This window comes from Caballeronia sp. HLA56, assembly GCF_054655155.1.
This window is the reverse complement of the sequence record NZ_BAAHOB010000005.1, coordinates 1,832,497-1,850,295: the sequence shown is the minus strand read 5'-3', so window position 1 is coordinate 1,850,295 and position 17,799 is coordinate 1,832,497. Positions and strand designations below refer to the sequence as shown.

Below are 17,799 nucleotides of genomic sequence, written 5' to 3'. Positions count from 1 at the left end.
AAAAATGATATGCAACACCCTACGAACGATCAGCCAGAACATATACTGGCTATAGCGGAGATAACATGAGTCAGCAGCGCGAGGCGATCGATACATACTTATTGCGCGTCTTGCACACTTTGCTGATGGAACGCAGCGTCACCCGTGCGGCCGTCAAGCTTAATCAGTCGCAACCTGCCATCAGCGCGGCGCTCCGGCGTCTACGCGACATCACCGGAGATCCGCTGCTCGTGCGCGGCAAGTCCGGGATGGTACCCACCGAATACGGTCTACGCTTGCTCGAACCCACGCAGAATGCCTTGCGCGAGATCGAGCGAATCAAGGTGCAGCAGCATAATTTCGACCCTTCCACGTCGGTGCGGTGTTATCGCATTGGCTGTCCCGACTATCTGAACGTTCTGTTCGTGCCGACGGTTGTCGAGCGCTTCCGGCAGGCCGCGCCCAATGCAACGCTCGAATTCCATTCGCTCGGACCCGCGTTCGATTACGAACTCGCGCTGGAAGACGGCAAGCTCGATATCGTCGTCGGCAACTGGCCCGAACCGCCGGAGCAATTGCATCTGTCGAATCTGTTCGTCGACAAGATCGTGTGTCTCGTCAGCAATCAACATCCGTTCGCCAAGCGCGGCGGTCTCACGCTCGATCAATATCTCAACGCGCCGCATCTTGCGCCCACGCCTTATTCGGTCGGGCAGCGCGGGGCGATCGACGTGCATCTGGCGCGCGAGCGGCTCAAGCGTCATGTCGTGGTCACGCTGCCTTACTTCAATCTCGCGCCTTATGTGCTGATCAAGTCGGATCTCGTCTTCACGACTACCCGCCTCTTCGCCGATCACTACGCGAGGTTCCTGCCGCTTGCCGTCGTGCCGGCGCCGCTCGACTTTCCGCCCATGCAGTACTACCAGTTGTGGCACGAGCGCTGTCATTACTCCGATGAGGTTCGGTGGCTACGCGGTCTCGTCGCGGAAGCAACGCGCTCGCTTATCGATCAGCCTTGAAAACGGTTCTTGCGGCGTTCTTGCGGCTCGGAACGCGCCATCCCGGCGCATTCCGAGCCGCCTTCCCGCGTTTCTAACGCCTACCCGTGACTCGCCAGTTCACCCGCGAGCCGGTTATGCCGCTCTACCACGGCGCCCAGATCCAGCGTCGTCAGGCGCCCTTCCTTCACTACGATTTTCCCGTCGATCACGCTCGTCGATACCTGCGACGGCGCGCAGAACACGAGCGCCGCCACCGGATCGTGCAGCGCGCCCGCGAACGCCGGCTGCGACAGGTCGAACGATACGAAATCGGCCGCCATGCCCGGCGCCAGCGCGCCGATGTCGTCGCGATTGAGCACCTTCGCGCCACCGAGCGTCGCGATTTCCAGCGCTTCGCGCGCGGTCATCGCGTCAGGGCCGAAGCCGACGCGTTGCAGCAGCAACGCCTGCCGCACTTCGCCGACCATCTGCGCGCCATCGTTCGATGCCGAGCCATCCACGCCCAAACCCACGGGCACGCCCGCGTCACGCATCGCGCGAATCGGCGCAATGCCCGACGCGAGACGCATGTTCGAGCACGGACAGTGCGCGACGCCCGTTCCCGTGCGCGCAAAGAGCTCGATGCCCGGCTTGTCGAGCTGAACGCAGTGCGCATGCCATACGTCGTGACCGACCCAGCCCAGGTCTTCCGCGTATTCGGCGGGCGTCATGCCGAACTTCTCGCGGCTGTACGCCACGTCGTTCACGTTCTCCGCGAGATGCGTGTGCAACGACACGCCGTATTCGCGCGCGAGCAGCGCCGAATCGCGCATCAACTCGCGGCTCACCGAAAACGGCGAGCAAGGCGCGACGACCACCCGCAGCATCGCGTAGCGGCCTTCATCGTGATACGTTTCGATCAGGCGCTGCGAGTCCTTCAGAATGGCATCTTCCTTTTCGACTACCGAATCCGGCGGCAAACCGCCGTCTTTCTGACCGACGCTCATGCTGCCGCGCGCCGCATGAAAACGCATGCCGATTTCGCGCGCCGCCTCGATGCTGTCGTCGAGCCGGCTGCCATTCGGATAGATATACAGATGATCGCTCGATGTGGTGCAACCCGAGAGCATGAGTTCGGCCATCGCCGTCTGCGTCGACACGCCGATCATCTCGGGCGTGAGATGCGCCCAGATCTTGTACAGATTCGTGAGCCAGCCGAACAGCTCGGCGTTCTGCGCGGCGGGAATGGCGCGCGTCAGGCTCTGATACATGTGGTGATGCGTATTGACGAGGCCGGGAATCACGAGATGACCGCGCATGTCGAGCACGTCGTCAGCGGTTTGCGGCAATTCGCTCGTCGGGCCAACCGCGACGATGCGATTGCCTTCGATATACAAACCGCCATCGGCGATCTCGCGGCGCGTCTCGTCCATCGTGACGAGCATTCGCGCGTTCTTCACCAGCAGACTGCGGGTTTTCGCTTGCATCTGTTTGCCTCCGAAGTTGGAATCGAAAAAGTAACTGGACCGTGTGTAAAGCCCCGGTTACCCAGCTTCGACGCCGTCTTCGGGACGCGGCATGATAAGCGCGCATCGCCACTTTCCGCAGCCAAAAATATCGCGGCAATGGCACAGCCGGCATAGTCGTCTTCAGGCCCGCAATATATTCGCGAATTTTGGCGCGGTTAGCATCGCCCGATAGCCGTGTGGAAGCGCGGCGCGGGCGTCTCGTGAAGAAGAACCAAGCTTACGCGCCGCTGTCATGCGCCGGGCATTATCTTTCCTATCGGGGCCGCACAGCGCGTCTCAAATTTCTACAATGCTGATCACGGCGCGCATCTGAAAAGCCGACGGGTATGTAGCCACTGACGTGGAGCCTCGATCCGCCGCCGCACCTCGGACTGAGTCCACGGTGCGGGTTTTTCGGATCGATGCGCGAGCCGGTCATCGCACAACTCAAGGAACATGCGAATGGGCAAGCTCACTACCCACGTCCTCGACACCGCGCACGGACGTCCCGGCGCGAACATCAAAGTCGAGCTCTTCGCGCTCACGAACGACACGCGGCGCGCCATCAAAACCACCCTCACCAACGACGACGGCCGCTGCGACGCCCCGCTGCTCGAAGGCGCCGAACTCGTCACGGGCGAATACGAACTCGTCTTTCACGCAGGCGATTACTTCGCCGCGTTCGGCGTCACGGTGCCCGAACCGCGCTTCGTCGATCGCGTGGTGCTGCGCTTCGGTATCGCGGATGCAGACTCGCACTATCACGTGCCGCTGCTCGTCTCGCCGTGGGCCTACAGCACGTATCGCGGAAGCTGAGCGCGAAGCCGAGCCCCAAGCGAGCGTTGAACAGAACACAACGGAACACACGAGCACATCGCGTTCGTCCCCAGACACGCTGACGATGTGCGCATAACGATTCGGTAGTGGAGGAGTAAATGGAAGGCTTTGTCACCGACTGGCTCAATCTGGCGTTGCGTTGTTTGCACGTCATCGTCGCGATCGCGTGGATCGGCGAGTCGTTCTACTTCGTGGCGCTCGACAACAGTCTCAAACCGCCGCAAGACCCCAACGCCCGCCGACGCGGCGTGTTCGGCGACTTCTGGCACGTGCACGGCGGCGGTTTCTACCACATGCAGAAGTACTCGGTCGCGCCGCAAGACATGCCGGAGAATCTGCATTGGTCGTTCTGGCCGTCCTACACCACGTGGATGTCCGGCTTCGGCTTGTTCTTCGTCTTGTACCTGCTTTCGCCGAGCACGTATCTCATCGACAAGAACGTGCTCGACATGGGACCGGTCGTGGCAGTCTCGGCCGCGCTCGGTTTCCTGATGGCCGGTTGGATCGTCTATGACACGCTGTGCCGCGTCTTCGGCAACAACGATCGGCTGCTTGGTATCTGCGTCGGCATCTATGTGCTGGTCGCCGCGTTCGTCGCGTGTCACGTGTTCGCGGGGCGCGCCGCGTATCTGATCACGGGTGCGATGCTCGCGACGATCATGTCGGCGAACGTGTTCTTCGTCATCATTCCGGGCCAGCGCAAGATGGTCGCCGCGATGCTCAAGGGCGAAACGCCCAACGCCATTTACGGCAAGCGCGGCAAGCAGCGCTCGGTGCACAACACGTATTTCACGTTGCCCGTGGTGTTCGCGATGCTGTCGAATCACTACGCGATGACCTACACGCACAAGTTCAACTGGGTTCTGCTCGTGCTCATCATGCTGGCGGGCGCGTTGATCCGTCAGTTCTTCGTGATGCGTCACCGTGGTCAGGTGCTCTGGTACATGCCGGTCGCGGGTCTCGTGCTGGTGCTCGGCGCGTTCGCGTGGACCATGCCTTCGCCGACGATTCCCGTGGCGCAAGCCGCAGGCGCACCGACGCTCAAGGTCGCCGATATCCAGCCGATCATCCAGCAGCGTTGCGCGACGTGCCACTCCGCGCATCCGACCATGATGGGCAGCGCGCCCGCCGGCGTCCTGCTCGATACATCGGCGGAGATCAAGCAGAACGCGCAGCGCGTGCATCAGCAGGCGGTGACGCTGAAGGCGATGCCGCTTGGCAACGTCACGCAGATGACGGACGCGGAACGGCAGAAGATCGCTGCGTGGTTCGACGGAGGCGCGGTGCAGTAACGCTATCGCCCTGCTCTTCGTTGTCGAGAGATAGCCCGATCGATTCGCTTCGATCGGGCTATTTGTTTTGGTGACGACTTGCCGCGGGCGCTCGAACATATCCACTCCCCTCGCGCGAGCCAAAAAATGCCTTTCGTCGAAAGAGTTTTTCTAACTCGGAACGGCATTTAATCTGCTTTGCCATAGCCTCGGCGCGTGGTTAATCTTGCGTCTGTTTTCGCGGTCGCAATCGTGCCGCAATCGTCTTTGGTCCGAGTCCACCACCACTTTGAAGGTTCGCTAAATGGCTGACATCACCCAGGCGCCTGTGATTTTGATTACGGGTGGAAGCCGTGGCGTAGGCGCGGCGACTGCGCGTCTCGCTGCCGCGCACGGCTACGATGTGGCGATCAGCTTCGTGTCGAACGAATCCGCCGCGCTCGCGGTCGCGGCCGATGTCGAAGCGCTCGGCCGCGGAGCGTTGGCCGTGCGCGCCGATAGCGCGGATCCCGAGCAGGTCGCTCGGCTCTTCGCGGCGATCGACCGCGAGTTCGGCCGCATCGATGTGCTGGTCAACAACGCCGCAATGCTCGCGCGCCAGTCGCGCCTGGAAGATCTGGACTTCGAGCGGATGCAGCGCATCTTCGCGGTCAACTCCGTCGGCCCTATTCTCTGCGCGCAGCAGGCGGTGAAGCGCATGTCCTACCGGCACAATGGACGCGGCGGCGTGGTGATCAACATCTCGTCGGCTTCGGCCCGGCTCGGCAGCCCGAATGAGTACGTCGACTATGCGGCGTCGAAGGGCGCCATCGAAACCTTCACGACCGGTTTTGCCAAGGAAGTCGCGCGCGATGGCATACGCGTCAACTGCATTCGCCCTGGGCACATTTACACGGACATGCATGCCAGCGGTGGCGAACCAGGACGAGTGGACCGCGTGAAAGACTCGATTCCGATGGGACGCGGCGGTCAGCCCGAAGAGGTCGCGCGGGCGATTCTATGGCTGGCAAGCGCCGAGGCTTCGTTCATCACCGGCACGTTTCTCGATGTCACCGGCGGCAAGTGAGCGATGCTTTTCGTCGCATGCATGTCGCTAGTCTCACGCGCACCGCGCGGCTGGCGCCTGACCCACTTGCGCCGCCGCGCGATCTCACGCTCAATGCGCCGCGAAGTAATCCTTCACCGCGCCGATGAACGTGTCGATGTCCTCGCGCGACACATCCCGATGCGTCACGAAGCGCGACGCATAGAGCATCTGCGTAAGGATGCCGCGTTCCTTCAGATACGCCTCCAGCGGCGCGCAATGCGCCTCCGGGATGCGTGCGAACACCATGTTCGTGGCATGCGACTGAATGCCGATGCCATCGATCTGCTTCAACCCTTCAGCGAGACGCGCGGCGTTATCGTGATCTTCGGCGAGCGCATCGACATGATGATCGAGCGCATAAAGACATGCCGCCGCGATCACGCCCGCCTGCCGCATGCCGCCGCCCAGCACCTTGCGCCAGCGATGCGCCACTTCGATCAACGCACGGCTTCCCACCAGCACGGAGCCGACCGGCGCGCCGAGTCCCTTCGAGCAGCAGATGGACACGGAATCGAACGGTGCCGCAAGTTCGCCCACCGGCTTGCCCGATGCGACCGCTGCATTGAAGACGCGCGCGCCATCGAGATGCGTGGCGAGTCCGCGTTCACGCACGAGCTGGGTCGCGGCAAGCACGTATTCCGCCGGCAGCACTTTCCCGCCGATGGTGTTTTCGAGCGCAAAGAGACGCGAGCGAGCAAAGTGATCGTCAATGGGTTTGATCGCGGCGGTGATCTTTTCGAGCGGCAACGAACCATCGGGCGCGTTCTCGATAGGCTGCGGCTGAATGCTGCCGAGCACGGCCGCGCCACCGCCTTCGTACTTGTACGTGTGCGCCATCTGGCCGACGATGTATTCGTCGCCGCGCGCGCAATGCGCCATCAGCGCGGCGAGGTTGCTTTGCGTGCCGCTGGGAAAGAACAGGCCCGCTTCCTTGCCGGTGCGCTCGGCGAGCGTGGCCTGAAGCTTGAGCACGGTGGGATCGTCGCCCCAGACGTCGTCGCCGGTTTCGGCGGCGGCCATGGCGGCGAGCATCGGCTGGCTCGGACGGGTGACGGTGTCGCTACGTAGATCGATCATGCGTGGTTCTCGCTTTTCGTGCGTGTCGGTGTCGGGGCGTATATCTTAGTCCCGCCGGACGCCGCGCGAAAAAAAAGACCGGTCAAGGGCACCGGTCTTCTTGCTCCGACTGAACGCACGAATGCGTTACCGCATGGCCTCAGCGGTCAGCCAGAGCGATTCCTTCAGGTCCTGCTCGTTGAGATTGCGCCCTTCCCCGCCGCGATCGACGACGATGAAATCGCTAACCTTGTCGAGCGCGAGCAGCGGATGATGCCAGACGCCCTTCGCATAGTTCACGCCTTGCCAGCCCTTCGTGACGAACGCGCGAATCTTCGATTCGTCCAGCTCGCCCGCCGGCGCGACGACGACGAGATACGTGCGGTCGTCGAGCGGCAGAAATGCCTGGCTGCCCAGCGGATGCCGTTCCATCATCTTCACTTCGAAAGGCAGCGTGCGCGGCTGCCCGCGAAACAGATTGACGAGCGTATGGCCGCCTTCATCCGTCACATCGACGCGGCACAGATCGTGAAACCGGATCGTCGTGCCGAGGTTGATCGGAATCTCTTTCGCGCCATCGAGTTCGATGACATCGCCGAAAGGCTCGAACGCAGCGCGCGTCAACGGTTCGATAGCGAGCTTCTTCATCATGCAAGCGTTCCGAAAAGACGCAGACGCGATACGCCGCCGTCCGGGAAAATATTGAAGCGCACGTGCGTCACGGGGCCGAGCGCCGCGAGCTCCGATTCGAAGAAATGCTGCTTGTCCATCGCAAGCTTTTGCTCGCCGAGAAGGACCGGCCAGAACATCGCTTGCGTGACGAGCGAGCTGTCCGTGCCGCCCTTCACGTTGGCTGCCTGCAGCGAGCAGCGATCCGGAAAATTGCCCTTGAAGTGCGCGGTATCCACTTCGACTTTCTTGATGATGCCAGGCTGCGCCAGCGCGACGATACACCAGTCGTTGCCAGGTTCGCGGCGGCGGCGCGTTTCCCAGCCGTCGCCCATGTTGACGCCGCGGCCGGGCATCAGCAGCGTGGAAGCGAGCCCGAAATGCTGGTTGTTCGTGCCGACGAGATACGCGCCGTTTTCCATCGCGGCCAGATCGAACAACTGATTGCGATCCGCGTTGCGCCAGTCGAGTTGCGGCTGACCATAAACACGCAATCGCGCGATGCCGCCATCCGGATAGACGTTCACACGCAAATGCGTGAACGGCTGCTCGACGGCCACATCCAGATAGTGATGGCTATTGCCCTGCAAGGTCGTCGACGGCACGATTTCCGTCCATTGGGTCGACTGATTCGGGGCACCGTCCGTGACATGCGCGCCTTCAATCGATGCCGCCGGCGGGAAGTTGCCCGTAAAGTGGCTCGTATCCAGATCGATGCCCTTGATCACGCCCGGACGCGCGAGCTTGACCACGCACCAGTCGTAGCCGGTCGTGCGCTTGCGGCGCGTTTCCCAGCCGTCCATCCACTTGCCGTGATCGTCGAACTTGCCGGGGATGAACACGGCGGGCTCGGGGTTCAGCATGCGTTCTTTCGGCGCGAAGAAATCGTCGCTCGCCTCCAGTGCCTGCGCGCCCAGACGCGGGTCCGCGAGATTCACATAACGGCGCGTGAATTCGGGCGCGTTGGGATCGAGTGTCGGAATTGCCATTGTCTTCGTCCTTGTCTTTACGGTGAAATGCGGATCAGTGCTGGATCAGGTCGTCTAGCCTGAAACGCGCGATCCGGTAAATCTGATCGAGACTCGCGCGAAGCTCCTCGGCGCGCTCGTGCTGCACACGCTTTTCGAAGTTCGCGATGATGCCGTGGCGGTCGTAACCCCTCACGGCGAGAATGAACGGAAAGCCGAACTTCTGACCGTACTGCTGGTTCAGCGACTGCAGGCGGTCGAACTCGTCCTGCGTGCAGAGATCGAGACCCGCGCCGCTTTGCTCGCGCGTGGATTCTGCCGTCAGTTCGCCGCGCACCGCCGCCTTGCCCGCGAGTTCCGGGTGAGCGTTGATGAGCGCAAGTTGCTTCTCCTCACCCGCCGTTTCGACGGCTTGCGACATGGTCGCGTGCAGGCTGTCGATGTCCGCGAACGGGCGCTTTGCCGCCGCGATTTCCGCGACCCACGGCGAATGTTCGAAGATGCCTGCGAGCACCGTCACGAAAGTGTCGGCGGGCATGGAGTTGAGTTGGTCGAGTGTGTATTGCATCGCCTTCATGCCGCCGTCCCGTTTGTTTGTTGATGAGGATGATGCTCGCGCCAGTGCTTCGCGATATCGACCCGCCGCGAGACCCACACGCGGTCGTGTTTCTCGATGTGATCGAGAAACTTCTGCAGGCCGCGGAAGCGCCCCGGGCGTCCGAGCAGCCTGCAGTGCATGCCGATGGAAAGCATCTTCGGCGCTTCGTCGCCCTCTTCGTACAGAACGTCGAAGGCATCGCGCAGATACGTGAAAAAGTGTTCGCCCGTATTGAAGCCTTGCGGCGTGGCGAAGCGCATGTCGTTGGTGTCGAGCGTGTACGGCACGATCAGATGCGGCTTCTTCTCGCCGCCCGTGACTTCGACTTCGGTCCAGAACGGGAGGTCGTCGCCGTAATAGTCCGAGTCGTAGAGAAAGCCGCCGTATTCCGCCACCAGCCGATGCGTGTTCGGGCTATCGCGGCCCGTGTACCAGCCGAGCGGACGCACGCCGGTGACACGCTCGATGGCTTCCATGCCAAGGCGCATGTGCTCGGCTTCGCGGTCGGGCGACATGTCCTGATAGTGAATCCAGCGATAGCCGTGGCAGGCGATCTCATGCCCCAGTTCGACGAAAGCCCTGGAAAGCTCCGGATGCCGCTCCATGGCCATGCCGACGCCGAAGATGGTGAGCGGCAACCCGCGCTTTTCGAATTCGCGCAGAATGCGCCACACGCCTGCGCGCGAGCCGTATTCGTAGATCGATTCCATGCTCATGTGACGCGACGGATAAGCTGCCGCGCCCACGATTTCCGACAGAAACTGCTCCGAGCCCGGATCGCCATGCAACACGCAGTTTTCGCCGCCTTCCTCGTAATTGAGCACGAACTGCACGGCGACGCGCGCGCGCCCCGGCCAGTTCGCCTGCACGGGATGGCGGCCGTAGCCGATCAGGTCGCGGGGGTAGTTCGGATCGTGTGACATGGCGAGGGATAGTGTCGATGGGCAAAAAATGCGTCGAATCAACGATTCTGCGGTGTTTCAGTGTAACGAAAAGCCCCGGACGCGCCCATACAGCGGCGCAGATAATCCGGGTCACGGCAGGTGTATGTAGATCGGCGTTTTTGCCATCAGCGCGGGCTGAAATCCGACAACACGCCGTCGTAGCGCTTGGTGAGCGGGCGGGCGAAGTCGCCGCGTTTGGCCGTATGGAGCTTGAGCGCGACGAGCGCTTCCGCCCATTTCACGGCCGCCGTCACGCCTTCGACGACCGGTGCGCCGATCGCATCCTCGACTTCGCGGCAGAACTCGGCCATGCCCGCGCAGCCGAGAACGATGGCGTCCGCGCCGTCTTCGTCGAGTGCGCGCCGGCATTCTTCGATGATCGTCTGGCGCGCGGCCGAACCGGGCTCGTCGAGTTCGAGCACGGCGACATCGGTGGCGCGCACGTTCTTGCAGAAGCGTGTCATGCCGTATCGCTCCGCGAGATGCCAGGCCATGCCGCAGGTGCGCTGCAACGTCGTCACGACCGAGAAGCCCGGTGCGATCACGCTCGCGGCATGCATGGCGGCTTCCGCGATACCGATCACCGGGCCGCGCGCAAGTTCGCGTGCTGCATACAGCGCGGGGTCGCCGAAGCAGGCGATCACGTAGCCGTCGATACCCTGCCGCTCACCCGCTTCCACTTCGGCGAGAAGTCCGAGCGAGGCGACGGCTTCGTCGTAATAGCCTTCGATGGAAGGCGGGCCCATCGTCGGACTGACCGCGATGATCTCCGTGCCGGGCGCGGCGACTTCGCGGGCGCAACGGCCCATGGCGTCGGTCATGCGCTGGGTGGTGTTGGGGTTGATCAGTTTGATGCGCATTGCGGTTCTCCTTGCTGCTTCTGGCTTGCTGCGGTTCTAAGGCTTTGCGTCTTGCATCTTGCATCTTGCATGCCTTCGGATGGGATGCGGTCTTTTGCATGCCATCCGAAGGCATATGGTCTTTTGCATGCTTCGATTGCTTCGATTGCTTCGCTCGCGGTTTCGACGCTTTGCATCTCGCGTTTTGCATGCCTTCGGTTGGCATGCGGTGTTTGCATGCCGCCCGCTGGCATCCGGCATTTGGTCCTTTAGATGCAGTCGGCCGGCATACAGTCCTCTGCATGCTTCGCTTGCTGCGCTCGCGGTTCTAAGGCTTTGCGTCTTGCGTCCTGCAGGCCTTCGGATGGCATACGGTCTTTTGCATGCCACCCGCTGACATCTTGTCTTTTGCATGCAGCCGGCCGACATACAGTCATTTGCATGCCAGCCGCCCGTCATCGCAATACGCGTCAAACCCGCTTCCGATCTGCCAACACGTAATAAAACACCGCCGCCAATCCCGCGCCGATGAACCACGAAAAGTTCGCGGAGCTTTCCAGCGACGGCAGCATCACACAAAGAATCGCGATCACCGCAGCGGGCAACAACGCCATCACCGCGCGGCGATTCACGCCCTTCGTGTACCAGTATCGACCGCTCTCTGAAGTCGTGTAGAGGTCATCGACCACGAGTTTGCCGCGCTTCATCAAATAGAAATCCACGATCAGGACGCCATAAAGCGGCCCGATGAAGCTGCCGAGAATATCCAGCGTGTAATGAATCACGGCCGGATTGTTGAACAGGTTCCAGGGCGTGATGAAAATCGATGCCGTCGCGGCCATCATCCCGCCTGCGCGCCAGCTAATCAGACGCGGCGCCACGTTCGAAAAGTCGAACGCCGGCGACACGAAGTTCGCCACGATATTGATGCCGATGGTCGCAATCGTGAACGTCAGCGCGCCGAGAATCACAGCCGTCGGATGATCGATACGGCCAACCGTTTCCACCGGATCGGTGATCAATTGTCCGAACACCGGCAGCGTCGCGGCAGTCGTGACGACGGTCACGAGCGAGAACGCCAGGAAGTTGACCGGCAAGCCCCAGAAATTGCCGCGCTTCACGCTGCGAAAGCTCTTGCAATAGCGCGAGAAGTCGCCGAAGTTCAGCATCGGACCGGAGAAGTAGGAGACCACCAGCGAGATCGCGGTGATCATCACCGGCACCACTTCCATGCCGTGATACTTCACGCCGCCCAGATTCAGCCCGATGTTCTGAATGCCCGCACGCCACACCATGTAGCCCGCAAGAATGAACATCACGACATACACAGCCGGGCCGGCGAAGTCGATGAACTTCTTGATCATCTCCATGCCGCGCCAAAACACGATAGCCTGCAGCACCCACAGCAACATGAAGCCCGCCCAGCCGAGCGCGGACAGCCCGACGAAGCCATACCGATGCACATCCGCGTAAGGCATGAGCGAGGGCACGAATTTCAGCACGACGATAACCAGCGCGCTCGATGCCAGATAAGTTTGGATGCCGTACCACGCCACCGCGATCAGCCCGCGAATGACCGCCGGAATATTCGCGCCGAGCACGCCGAAGGTCGCGCGGCACGCAACCGGATACGGCACGCCCGCGACCTGACTTGGCTTCGCGATGAGATTGCACAACACGTTGACGAGCCCGATGCCGATCAACAACGACACGAGCACTTGCCAGCTCGTGAGGCCGAGCGCGAACAGACTGCCCGCGAAAACATAACCGCCGACGCTATGCACGTCCGACATCCAGAAAGCGAAGATGTTGTACGCGCCCCAGGTCTGATTTTTTAGCGGAGCGAGGTCTTCGTTATAGAGCCGGTCGCTATAACCGGCAGGCATACCAGAATGGTCGCCGTCTCCTTGAAACTCGCTTTCGTACGGCGGCAGAGCTGAGCTGCCGGATGCACTGAACTGGCCCATGACGTCTCCTTCGATAGGCTGCTTGCGTGATGAAAAAAGGCAAATGCTCGTGCGTGACTGAGATCAGTCGGATACCTTCGCCGGCCTTCGGATTTCACTCGGGCTCTGACGCGGTACTCTTGGGATTTGCTGGTTCGCCGGGAGCGTGATGACAAAAACGCGCGGGCACTTGCCTTCGCGCCTGCCGCCACGGCGATTTTCATTGCGCGCTCTTCTATTTCCCGAGCGGTCATTCAGTGCAGCATGACGCGCGTTGGATGGCGCGTGCATTGCAGATTTAAGGCGTTGCTTGCTACCGGTCGACAGGGTCGACAGCGTCGAGAATCGGCGCGCTTTCGGCCGGCCGCGCAAAGACTTCTTTCAGATCGACCGCGCCGCGCGCTGGCCGCTCCAACATTTTCAATTCGACATCGCGCAGATGCTGCGCCATCAGATTCGCGGCTTTCGCGGCATCGCCGGCGTCGAGCGCGGCGAGAATCGCTTCGTGATCTTCGAACGAGCAAGAACTTCTGCCGAGCGATTCATACAGCGCCGAGATCAGCGTCGAGCGTGCAACGAGTCCGGATAGACATTCGCACAGCACGGTGTTGCCGGTGAGTGCGGCGAGCTCCGTGTGAAACTCGCCGGAAAGGCGAATCCACTGCGAAAAGTCCCGGCTCTCGAACGCACGTCGCTCCCGCCCGATAGTCATGCTGATCGACTTGAGCCGACGCATGCCGTGCCCCTTGCCGATGCGCTCCACCACCGCCAGTTCGATGATGCGTCGCATCTCGAACACCTCATGCACTTCCTGCAGCGACGGACTCGCGACGAAGGCGCCGCGGTTCGGCTCCAGATCGACCAGTCGCTCGTTCGCCAGTTGCGCGAGCGCCTGACGTACCGTGCCGCGTTTCACTTCGAACACTTCGCATAACTGCGCTTCGGTCAGCTTGGCCCCAGGCGCAAGCCGATGCTCGAGGATCGCGGCGCGGATGTTCTCGGCGATCGACTCGGCATTCGCTCCGCCATTCAGATTCGAAGCGATCGATGCTGCACTCGGTTTGGGTTCGGACATGATGTGCTCGCTTGCATGTTGACCATCTTAGAATCGACATAAAGATTGTCAACAATTTGTTGTAAAAAGCTGCGATGAATCGGGCGTACAGGGATGACCCATTGTTCGCACAGCCATTTCCCACGGGCATAAGCGAGGATTCATCGACGTTTTGTCAGCATTGTTCGCACTTTTTTGTCGACAATTGAGCACGGGAAGTAAGCCGATATCAACTCGCGTGGAAATATAAGAAAGACAGTTAGTTGCGATGCGCGAAGAAAAGAAAGGCGCTATGACAAGCGCCCTCGTTCCCCGATCAAACCAGATGCGGATAATCGGACATCGTCAACTTGAACCCGCGCTCGTTCGATACGAGATGCGCCGACGCGCCGAACGGCAACGTAAGCAGGTTATCGACGTGTCCGAACTGCAAGCCGGTGACGACGGGAATTCCCGTTACTGCCCTCACCTGATCGATCATCGCGTCGAGTGAATAGCCGTTGTCGTATTCGGACAAGCGTCCGCCCGAGAACTCGCCCATCACGATAGCCTGCTGCCGCCCAAGCACGCCCGACTGATGCAACTGATAAATCATCCGTTCAATGCGAAACGGATGCTCGTTCACATCCTCGATGAACAGAATGCCGCCCTCGACCGGCGGCAAATACGGCGTACCGACCAGCGACGCAAGTATGGCCAGATTGCCGCCCCACAACATGCCGCTGACATCGACGGATTGATGCTGCGGCTCATGACTCGTCACAGTCAGCGTGGGATGCGAGATCGCCTGCCAGAAATGCGTCATCGTGAAAATGCTCAGATGCTCCGCGCCGAAGTCGCCCGCGAACATGGGACCGCCGAAGGTCTTGACGCCCGCTTGCGCAAAAAGCGCGCATTGGATGGCGGTGAAATCGCTATGGCCGACGAGCGCGACAGGTTGATCGCGTAGCCTGTCGCGCAAGCCGTCGTAATCCAGACCATGAAGAATGCGCGACGCGCCATAGCCGCCGCGCACCGCGAGCACCACGTCCGGCAAACGACGCGACGGATCGGCGAGCCGGTTCAAATCGGCCGCGCGCTCGCTGTCGGTGCCGCCAAAACGCTGGAAACGGCGCCGCGTGGCATCGACGTTTTCAAGCTTGTGCCCTTGAGCTTTCAACCTGCCGATGCCGCGCTCGACAGCCGCCGGATCGTTCGGATAGCCCGAAGGCGCGATCAGATCGATGGTGCGTGATTTCACGTTTATCAGTTCGTTTTGTTGAAGGAAACGGCGAACTCGCCGCCCTGCCCGGCTTCGCGCGCGCGCCGCAAATCGCGTTCTTCGCGCGCCAGACGCCTTCGTTCCGCAAAGAAGTTCTTGAGCGACCGGCCGCATTCGTCCGCAAGCACGCCGCCTGTCACGCTGGTGTGATGATTGAGCCGCTCGTTGGCGAACACGTCGACCACGCTGCCGCATGCGCCCGTTTTCGGATCGGCCGCGCCGAACACCACGCGCGCGATCCGAGCATGCATGATAGCGCCCGCGCACATGAGGCACGGCTCGAGCGTGACATAAAGCTCGCAGCCCGGCAGCCGGTAGTTTTCGAGCGATTGCGCCGCCGCGCGCAAAGCGGCCATTTCGGCGTGCGCGGACGGGTCGTGTCCGCCAATGGGATGATTGAAGCCCGTCGCGATGACTTCATCGCCACGAACGATCACCGCACCCACGGGCACTTCGCCCGCGCGGCGCGCTTCGTCGGCGGCTTGTTGCGCGAGCGCCATGAAGCGGCGATCGCGTTCGTCGGAGGAATCGACGGATGCGGTGGAAAAGGAAGCGTCGGAAAGGTCGGGAAGATCGGGCGACAAGATCAGCCCATCTCGCTGCGGCCCTGAGCGCGCTCGGACAGCCGCTCGGCAATGCGCCGCCTGTATTCATGCGGCACGCAACCGCCGCCGCGCAAGGATTCGAGCGCCATGTCGAGCGCGAGCATCTTCACCTGAATACGGCAGCGCGCGGCCGGGTCGGTCACGCGGTCCAGCTCGTCCTGAAGCCCGCGCAGTGCGCGCAGCTGTTCGACGGCTGGCGGGACGAAACCCGCGTTCTTGAGAATACGATTGGCGACGCGCACTTCCTCCGGCACGAGGAGATCGTCGTCCAAGGCGAGGGGCGCGCCTGCGCCGGGAAGATCGTTGAATTCGCCGCGCGAGGCGGCTTCGTTGATCCGCTGTTCGACCAAAGCATCTAGCAATTTCATCGGGGGATTCGACCGGCTCTCACTGGTTGGCGGGCGCGGTCTGTCGCGATTTCCGTGGGTTAGCCTGAAGTCGGATGGCAGCCGGAAATACCACGCTTGAAGCGCTGTTCGGCAGATCCCGACAATCCAATTCCTATTCTAACAGCGGCTGGCACGCTGTTTTCATCGCGCGGCCAGAGCGCGATCGGGCTGCATTGTATACCGGCTTTATGCGTGATTTTCGCCACATTCGATGGCGTCGTTTCGACGAATGTGCTTTCGCGTATAGCCTTCGGTCGCCCGCATGAGGCTGCGCGTGTATTCGTGCTTCACGTCGCGCGCGCGGACGGCTTCCACATCGAGTTGCTCGACGATCTCGCCATTTTTCATCACCGCGACGCGCTGACAAAGAAAACCGACCACGGCGAGGTTGTGACTCACGAGCATCATCGTGAGCTTGCGCTCCGTGTGCAAGCGACGCAGCAAGTTGAGGATTTCGGCTTGCACGGAGACATCCAGCGCGGACGTCGGTTCATCGAGCAAGAGCACGCGCGGACCCACGATCAACGCGCGCGCAATCGACACGCGCTGCCGCTGCCCGCCCGACAATTGATGCGGATACCGAAATCTGAACGCCGGTCCGAGCCCGACCTCGGCAAGCGCGGCCAAAATGCGCGCGTCTTCATCGCCGATACCGTTGATCGCGAGCGGCTCGCGCAAGGTCTTGTCGACCGTGAAGCGCGGATGCAGCGCCGCGTACGGGTCCTGAAACACCATCTGCGGACGGCTATCGCTGACTCGCAGGCTTCCGCTCGACAGTGGCACGAGGCCGGCGAGTGCGCGCAGCAAGGTCGACTTTCCGCTGCCCGATTCGCCGACGAGCCCGAACACCTCGCCCTCCTCCACGCGAAAAGTCACGTCGCGCACGGCATCGACGTGACCGGTCTTCGTGCGGAAACGAATGCTCGCGCGGTCGATATCGATCATCGTGCGCTGTCTCCTTCGAACGATTCCGTGAGCCACGCCGGATCGCGCCGCAAGGTCGGCAACTCGGCGGGTGGATCGACGAGCGGCGGATTGGCGGCCAGCAGCCCGCGCGTGTACGGATGCTTTGCGTGCGCGAGATCCGCCGCCGCGCATGTCTCGACGATCCGCCCGCCGTACATCACTGCCACGCGGTCGCAAAACGACATCACGAGCGGCAGGTCGTGGCTGATAAAGACGAGTCCTGTGTCGTGACGCTCGATCATCTCGTCGAGCACGGCAAGCACTTGCATGGAGACGAGCACGTCGAGCGCGCTGGTGGGTTCGTCGGCGATCAAGAGGCGCGGGCCGGCGAAGACCATCATCGCGATCATCACGCGCTGGCCCATGCCGCCCGACAGCTCTTGCGGATACGCATCCGCCACGCGCTCCGGGTCGCGGATATGCACCGCCGACAACGCCTCGACGATACGCGCGCGCATGGCCTTGCGGCCGAGGCGTTCGCCTTGCCGCGCGAAGGTTTCGCGCATTTGCTGCGCGACGGTCATGACCGGGTTCAACGAGAATTTCGGGTCTTGCAGAATCATGCTCATCTGCGTGCCGCATAAACGCCGGCGCTCGTTCGGCTTCATCGCGAGCAAGTCCTGGCCGTCGAAACGCAGGGCTTTCGCGGACCAGTTCGCCCCTTGCGGCAAGAGACCGAGCAGCGCGCGGCCGGTAAGCGACTTGCCCGAACCGGATTCCCCGACGATACCCAACCGTTCACCGCGCTCGACCGACAACGAGACGCCGCGCACGGCGGGCATCGGCACGCCGTCGTGGCTGGCGAAAGAAATATCGAGTCCATCGATCTCGCACAAGGACAT

18 protein-coding genes are annotated in these 17,799 nt (G+C 61.8%); 4 read left to right on the top strand and 14 right to left on the bottom strand.

The window, feature by feature from the left end; all coding sequences use genetic code 11:
• The first annotated feature begins 65 nt into the window (after positions 1-65).
• Complete coding sequence (locus tag ACYQ47_RS28185; protein ID WP_244825293.1) at positions 66-998, top strand: LysR substrate-binding domain-containing protein; 933 nt, start codon at positions 66-68, stop codon at positions 996-998.
• An 80-nt stretch (positions 999-1,078) separates the two neighbouring features.
• Here the strand turns inward: ACYQ47_RS28185 and ACYQ47_RS28180 are convergent, their stop codons facing one another.
• Complete coding sequence (locus ACYQ47_RS28180; RefSeq protein ID WP_244825294.1) at positions 1,079-2,446, bottom strand: 8-oxoguanine deaminase; 1,368 nt, start codon at positions 2,444-2,446, stop codon at positions 1,079-1,081.
• A gap of 483 nt (positions 2,447-2,929) precedes the next feature.
• On the opposite strand from ACYQ47_RS28180, the gene uraH reads away from it, so the two are divergent.
• The 3 genes from uraH (at position 2,930) to ACYQ47_RS28165 (ending at position 5,641) form a co-directional block, all read left to right on the top strand.
• Positions 2,930-3,283 (top strand): hydroxyisourate hydrolase, encoded by a 354-nt coding sequence (gene uraH / locus ACYQ47_RS28175; RefSeq protein WP_244825295.1) that lies wholly within the window; start codon positions 2,930-2,932, stop codon positions 3,281-3,283.
• 119 nt (positions 3,284-3,402) lie between these two features.
• On the top strand, positions 3,403-4,596 hold the full coding sequence (locus tag ACYQ47_RS28170) for a urate hydroxylase PuuD (RefSeq protein ID WP_244825296.1): 1,194 nt from the start codon (positions 3,403-3,405) through the stop codon (positions 4,594-4,596).
• Positions 4,597-4,879: 283 nt separating this feature from the next.
• Positions 4,880-5,641, top strand: a complete 762-nt coding sequence (locus ACYQ47_RS28165) for an SDR family oxidoreductase (RefSeq protein ID WP_459907999.1) — start codon at positions 4,880-4,882, stop codon at positions 5,639-5,641.
• Between the two features lie 90 nt (positions 5,642-5,731).
• On the opposite strand, the gene ltaE is transcribed toward ACYQ47_RS28165, so the two are convergent.
• The 13 genes from ltaE to ACYQ47_RS28100 all read right to left on the bottom strand — a co-directional run bounded on the left by ltaE (position 5,732) and on the right by ACYQ47_RS28100 (position 17,799).
• Positions 5,732-6,739: a low-specificity L-threonine aldolase gene (ltaE, locus tag ACYQ47_RS28160; protein ID WP_459907997.1), complete on the bottom strand. Its 1,008-nt coding sequence runs from the start codon at positions 6,737-6,739 to the stop codon at positions 5,732-5,734.
• A 126-nt stretch (positions 6,740-6,865) separates the two neighbouring features.
• The gene (locus ACYQ47_RS28155; RefSeq protein ID WP_244828042.1) at positions 6,866-7,366 is read right to left on the bottom strand and encodes an ureidoglycolate lyase; all 501 of its coding nucleotides are present in this window, start codon (positions 7,364-7,366) and stop codon (positions 6,866-6,868) included.
• Entirely contained in the window at positions 7,366-8,376 is a 1,011-nt protein-coding gene (gene alc / locus ACYQ47_RS28150; RefSeq protein WP_244825299.1) for an allantoicase, read from the bottom strand. Before alc ends, ACYQ47_RS28155 begins: the two co-directional genes overlap by 1 nt.
• A gap of 34 nt (positions 8,377-8,410) precedes the next feature.
• Positions 8,411-8,932, bottom strand: coding sequence for a 2-oxo-4-hydroxy-4-carboxy-5-ureidoimidazoline decarboxylase (gene uraD, locus ACYQ47_RS28145; RefSeq protein ID WP_244825300.1), 522 nt, complete (start codon positions 8,930-8,932; stop codon positions 8,411-8,413).
• Positions 8,929-9,876, bottom strand: a complete 948-nt coding sequence (gene puuE, locus ACYQ47_RS28140) for an allantoinase PuuE (protein ID WP_459907994.1) — start codon at positions 9,874-9,876, stop codon at positions 8,929-8,931. Before puuE ends, uraD begins: the two co-directional genes overlap by 4 nt.
• Positions 9,877-10,022: 146 nt before the next feature.
• Positions 10,023-10,757, bottom strand: a complete 735-nt coding sequence (locus ACYQ47_RS28135) for an aspartate/glutamate racemase family protein (RefSeq protein WP_250464922.1) — start codon at positions 10,755-10,757, stop codon at positions 10,023-10,025.
• Positions 10,758-11,206: 449 nt separating this feature from the next.
• Positions 11,207-12,703, bottom strand: coding sequence for an NCS1 family nucleobase:cation symporter-1 (locus ACYQ47_RS28130; protein WP_244825303.1), 1,497 nt, complete (start codon positions 12,701-12,703; stop codon positions 11,207-11,209).
• 292 nt (positions 12,704-12,995) lie between these two features.
• Complete coding sequence (locus ACYQ47_RS28125) at positions 12,996-13,757, bottom strand: GntR family transcriptional regulator (protein ID WP_250464923.1); 762 nt, start codon at positions 13,755-13,757, stop codon at positions 12,996-12,998.
• 295 nt (positions 13,758-14,052) lie between these two features.
• Positions 14,053-14,976 (bottom strand): muramoyltetrapeptide carboxypeptidase, encoded by a 924-nt coding sequence (gene ldcA / locus ACYQ47_RS28120; RefSeq protein WP_250464925.1) that lies wholly within the window; start codon positions 14,974-14,976, stop codon positions 14,053-14,055.
• Between the two features lie 5 nt (positions 14,977-14,981).
• Positions 14,982-15,587, bottom strand: a complete 606-nt coding sequence (gene tadA / locus ACYQ47_RS28115; protein WP_459909348.1) for a tRNA adenosine(34) deaminase TadA — start codon at positions 15,585-15,587, stop codon at positions 14,982-14,984.
• The gene (locus ACYQ47_RS28110; protein ID WP_244825306.1) at positions 15,584-15,970 is read right to left on the bottom strand and encodes a DnaJ family domain-containing protein; all 387 of its coding nucleotides are present in this window, start codon (positions 15,968-15,970) and stop codon (positions 15,584-15,586) included. Before ACYQ47_RS28110 ends, tadA begins: the two co-directional genes overlap by 4 nt.
• A 207-nt stretch (positions 15,971-16,177) precedes the next feature.
• Positions 16,178-16,936, bottom strand: coding sequence for an ABC transporter ATP-binding protein (locus ACYQ47_RS28105; RefSeq protein ID WP_309843173.1), 759 nt, complete (start codon positions 16,934-16,936; stop codon positions 16,178-16,180).
• The gene (locus ACYQ47_RS28100) at positions 16,933-17,799 is read right to left on the bottom strand and encodes an ABC transporter ATP-binding protein (RefSeq protein ID WP_404989211.1); all 867 of its coding nucleotides are present in this window, start codon (positions 17,797-17,799) and stop codon (positions 16,933-16,935) included. The genes ACYQ47_RS28105 and ACYQ47_RS28100 overlap by 4 nt, the downstream gene beginning before the upstream one ends.

Bases quoted from the DNA above. Each gene is read 5' to 3' on its own strand.
- uraD (WP_244825300.1), bottom strand. From the start codon at position 8,932: ATGAAGGCGATGCAATACACACTCGACCAACTCAACTCCATGCCCGCC.
- ACYQ47_RS28100 (WP_404989211.1), bottom strand. From the start codon at position 17,799: ATGTCCTTGTGCGAGATCGATGGACTCGATATTTCTTTCGCCAGCCAC.
- ACYQ47_RS28170 (WP_244825296.1), top strand. From the start codon at position 3,403: ATGGAAGGCTTTGTCACCGACTGGCTCAATCTGGCGTTGCGTTGTTTG.
- uraH (WP_244825295.1), top strand. From the start codon at position 2,930: ATGGGCAAGCTCACTACCCACGTCCTCGACACCGCGCACGGACGTCCC.
- ACYQ47_RS28110 (WP_244825306.1), bottom strand. From the start codon at position 15,970: ATGAAATTGCTAGATGCTTTGGTCGAACAGCGGATCAACGAAGCCGCC.
- ACYQ47_RS28185 (WP_244825293.1), top strand. From the start codon at position 66: ATGAGTCAGCAGCGCGAGGCGATCGATACATACTTATTGCGCGTCTTG.
- ACYQ47_RS28165 (WP_459907999.1), top strand. From the start codon at position 4,880: ATGGCTGACATCACCCAGGCGCCTGTGATTTTGATTACGGGTGGAAGC.
- ACYQ47_RS28130 (WP_244825303.1), bottom strand. From the start codon at position 12,703: ATGGGCCAGTTCAGTGCATCCGGCAGCTCAGCTCTGCCGCCGTACGAA.
- ACYQ47_RS28105 (WP_309843173.1), bottom strand. From the start codon at position 16,936: ATGATCGATATCGACCGCGCGAGCATTCGTTTCCGCACGAAGACCGGT.
- ACYQ47_RS28155 (WP_244828042.1), bottom strand. From the start codon at position 7,366: ATGAAGAAGCTCGCTATCGAACCGTTGACGCGCGCTGCGTTCGAGCCT.
- ACYQ47_RS28135 (WP_250464922.1), bottom strand. From the start codon at position 10,757: ATGCGCATCAAACTGATCAACCCCAACACCACCCAGCGCATGACCGAC.
- ACYQ47_RS28125 (WP_250464923.1), bottom strand. From the start codon at position 13,757: ATGTCCGAACCCAAACCGAGTGCAGCATCGATCGCTTCGAATCTGAAT.
- ltaE (WP_459907997.1), bottom strand. From the start codon at position 6,739: ATGATCGATCTACGTAGCGACACCGTCACCCGTCCGAGCCAGCCGATG.
- ACYQ47_RS28180 (WP_244825294.1), bottom strand. From the start codon at position 2,446: ATGCAAGCGAAAACCCGCAGTCTGCTGGTGAAGAACGCGCGAATGCTC.
- puuE (WP_459907994.1), bottom strand. From the start codon at position 9,876: ATGTCACACGATCCGAACTACCCCCGCGACCTGATCGGCTACGGCCGC.
- alc (WP_244825299.1), bottom strand. From the start codon at position 8,376: ATGGCAATTCCGACACTCGATCCCAACGCGCCCGAATTCACGCGCCGT.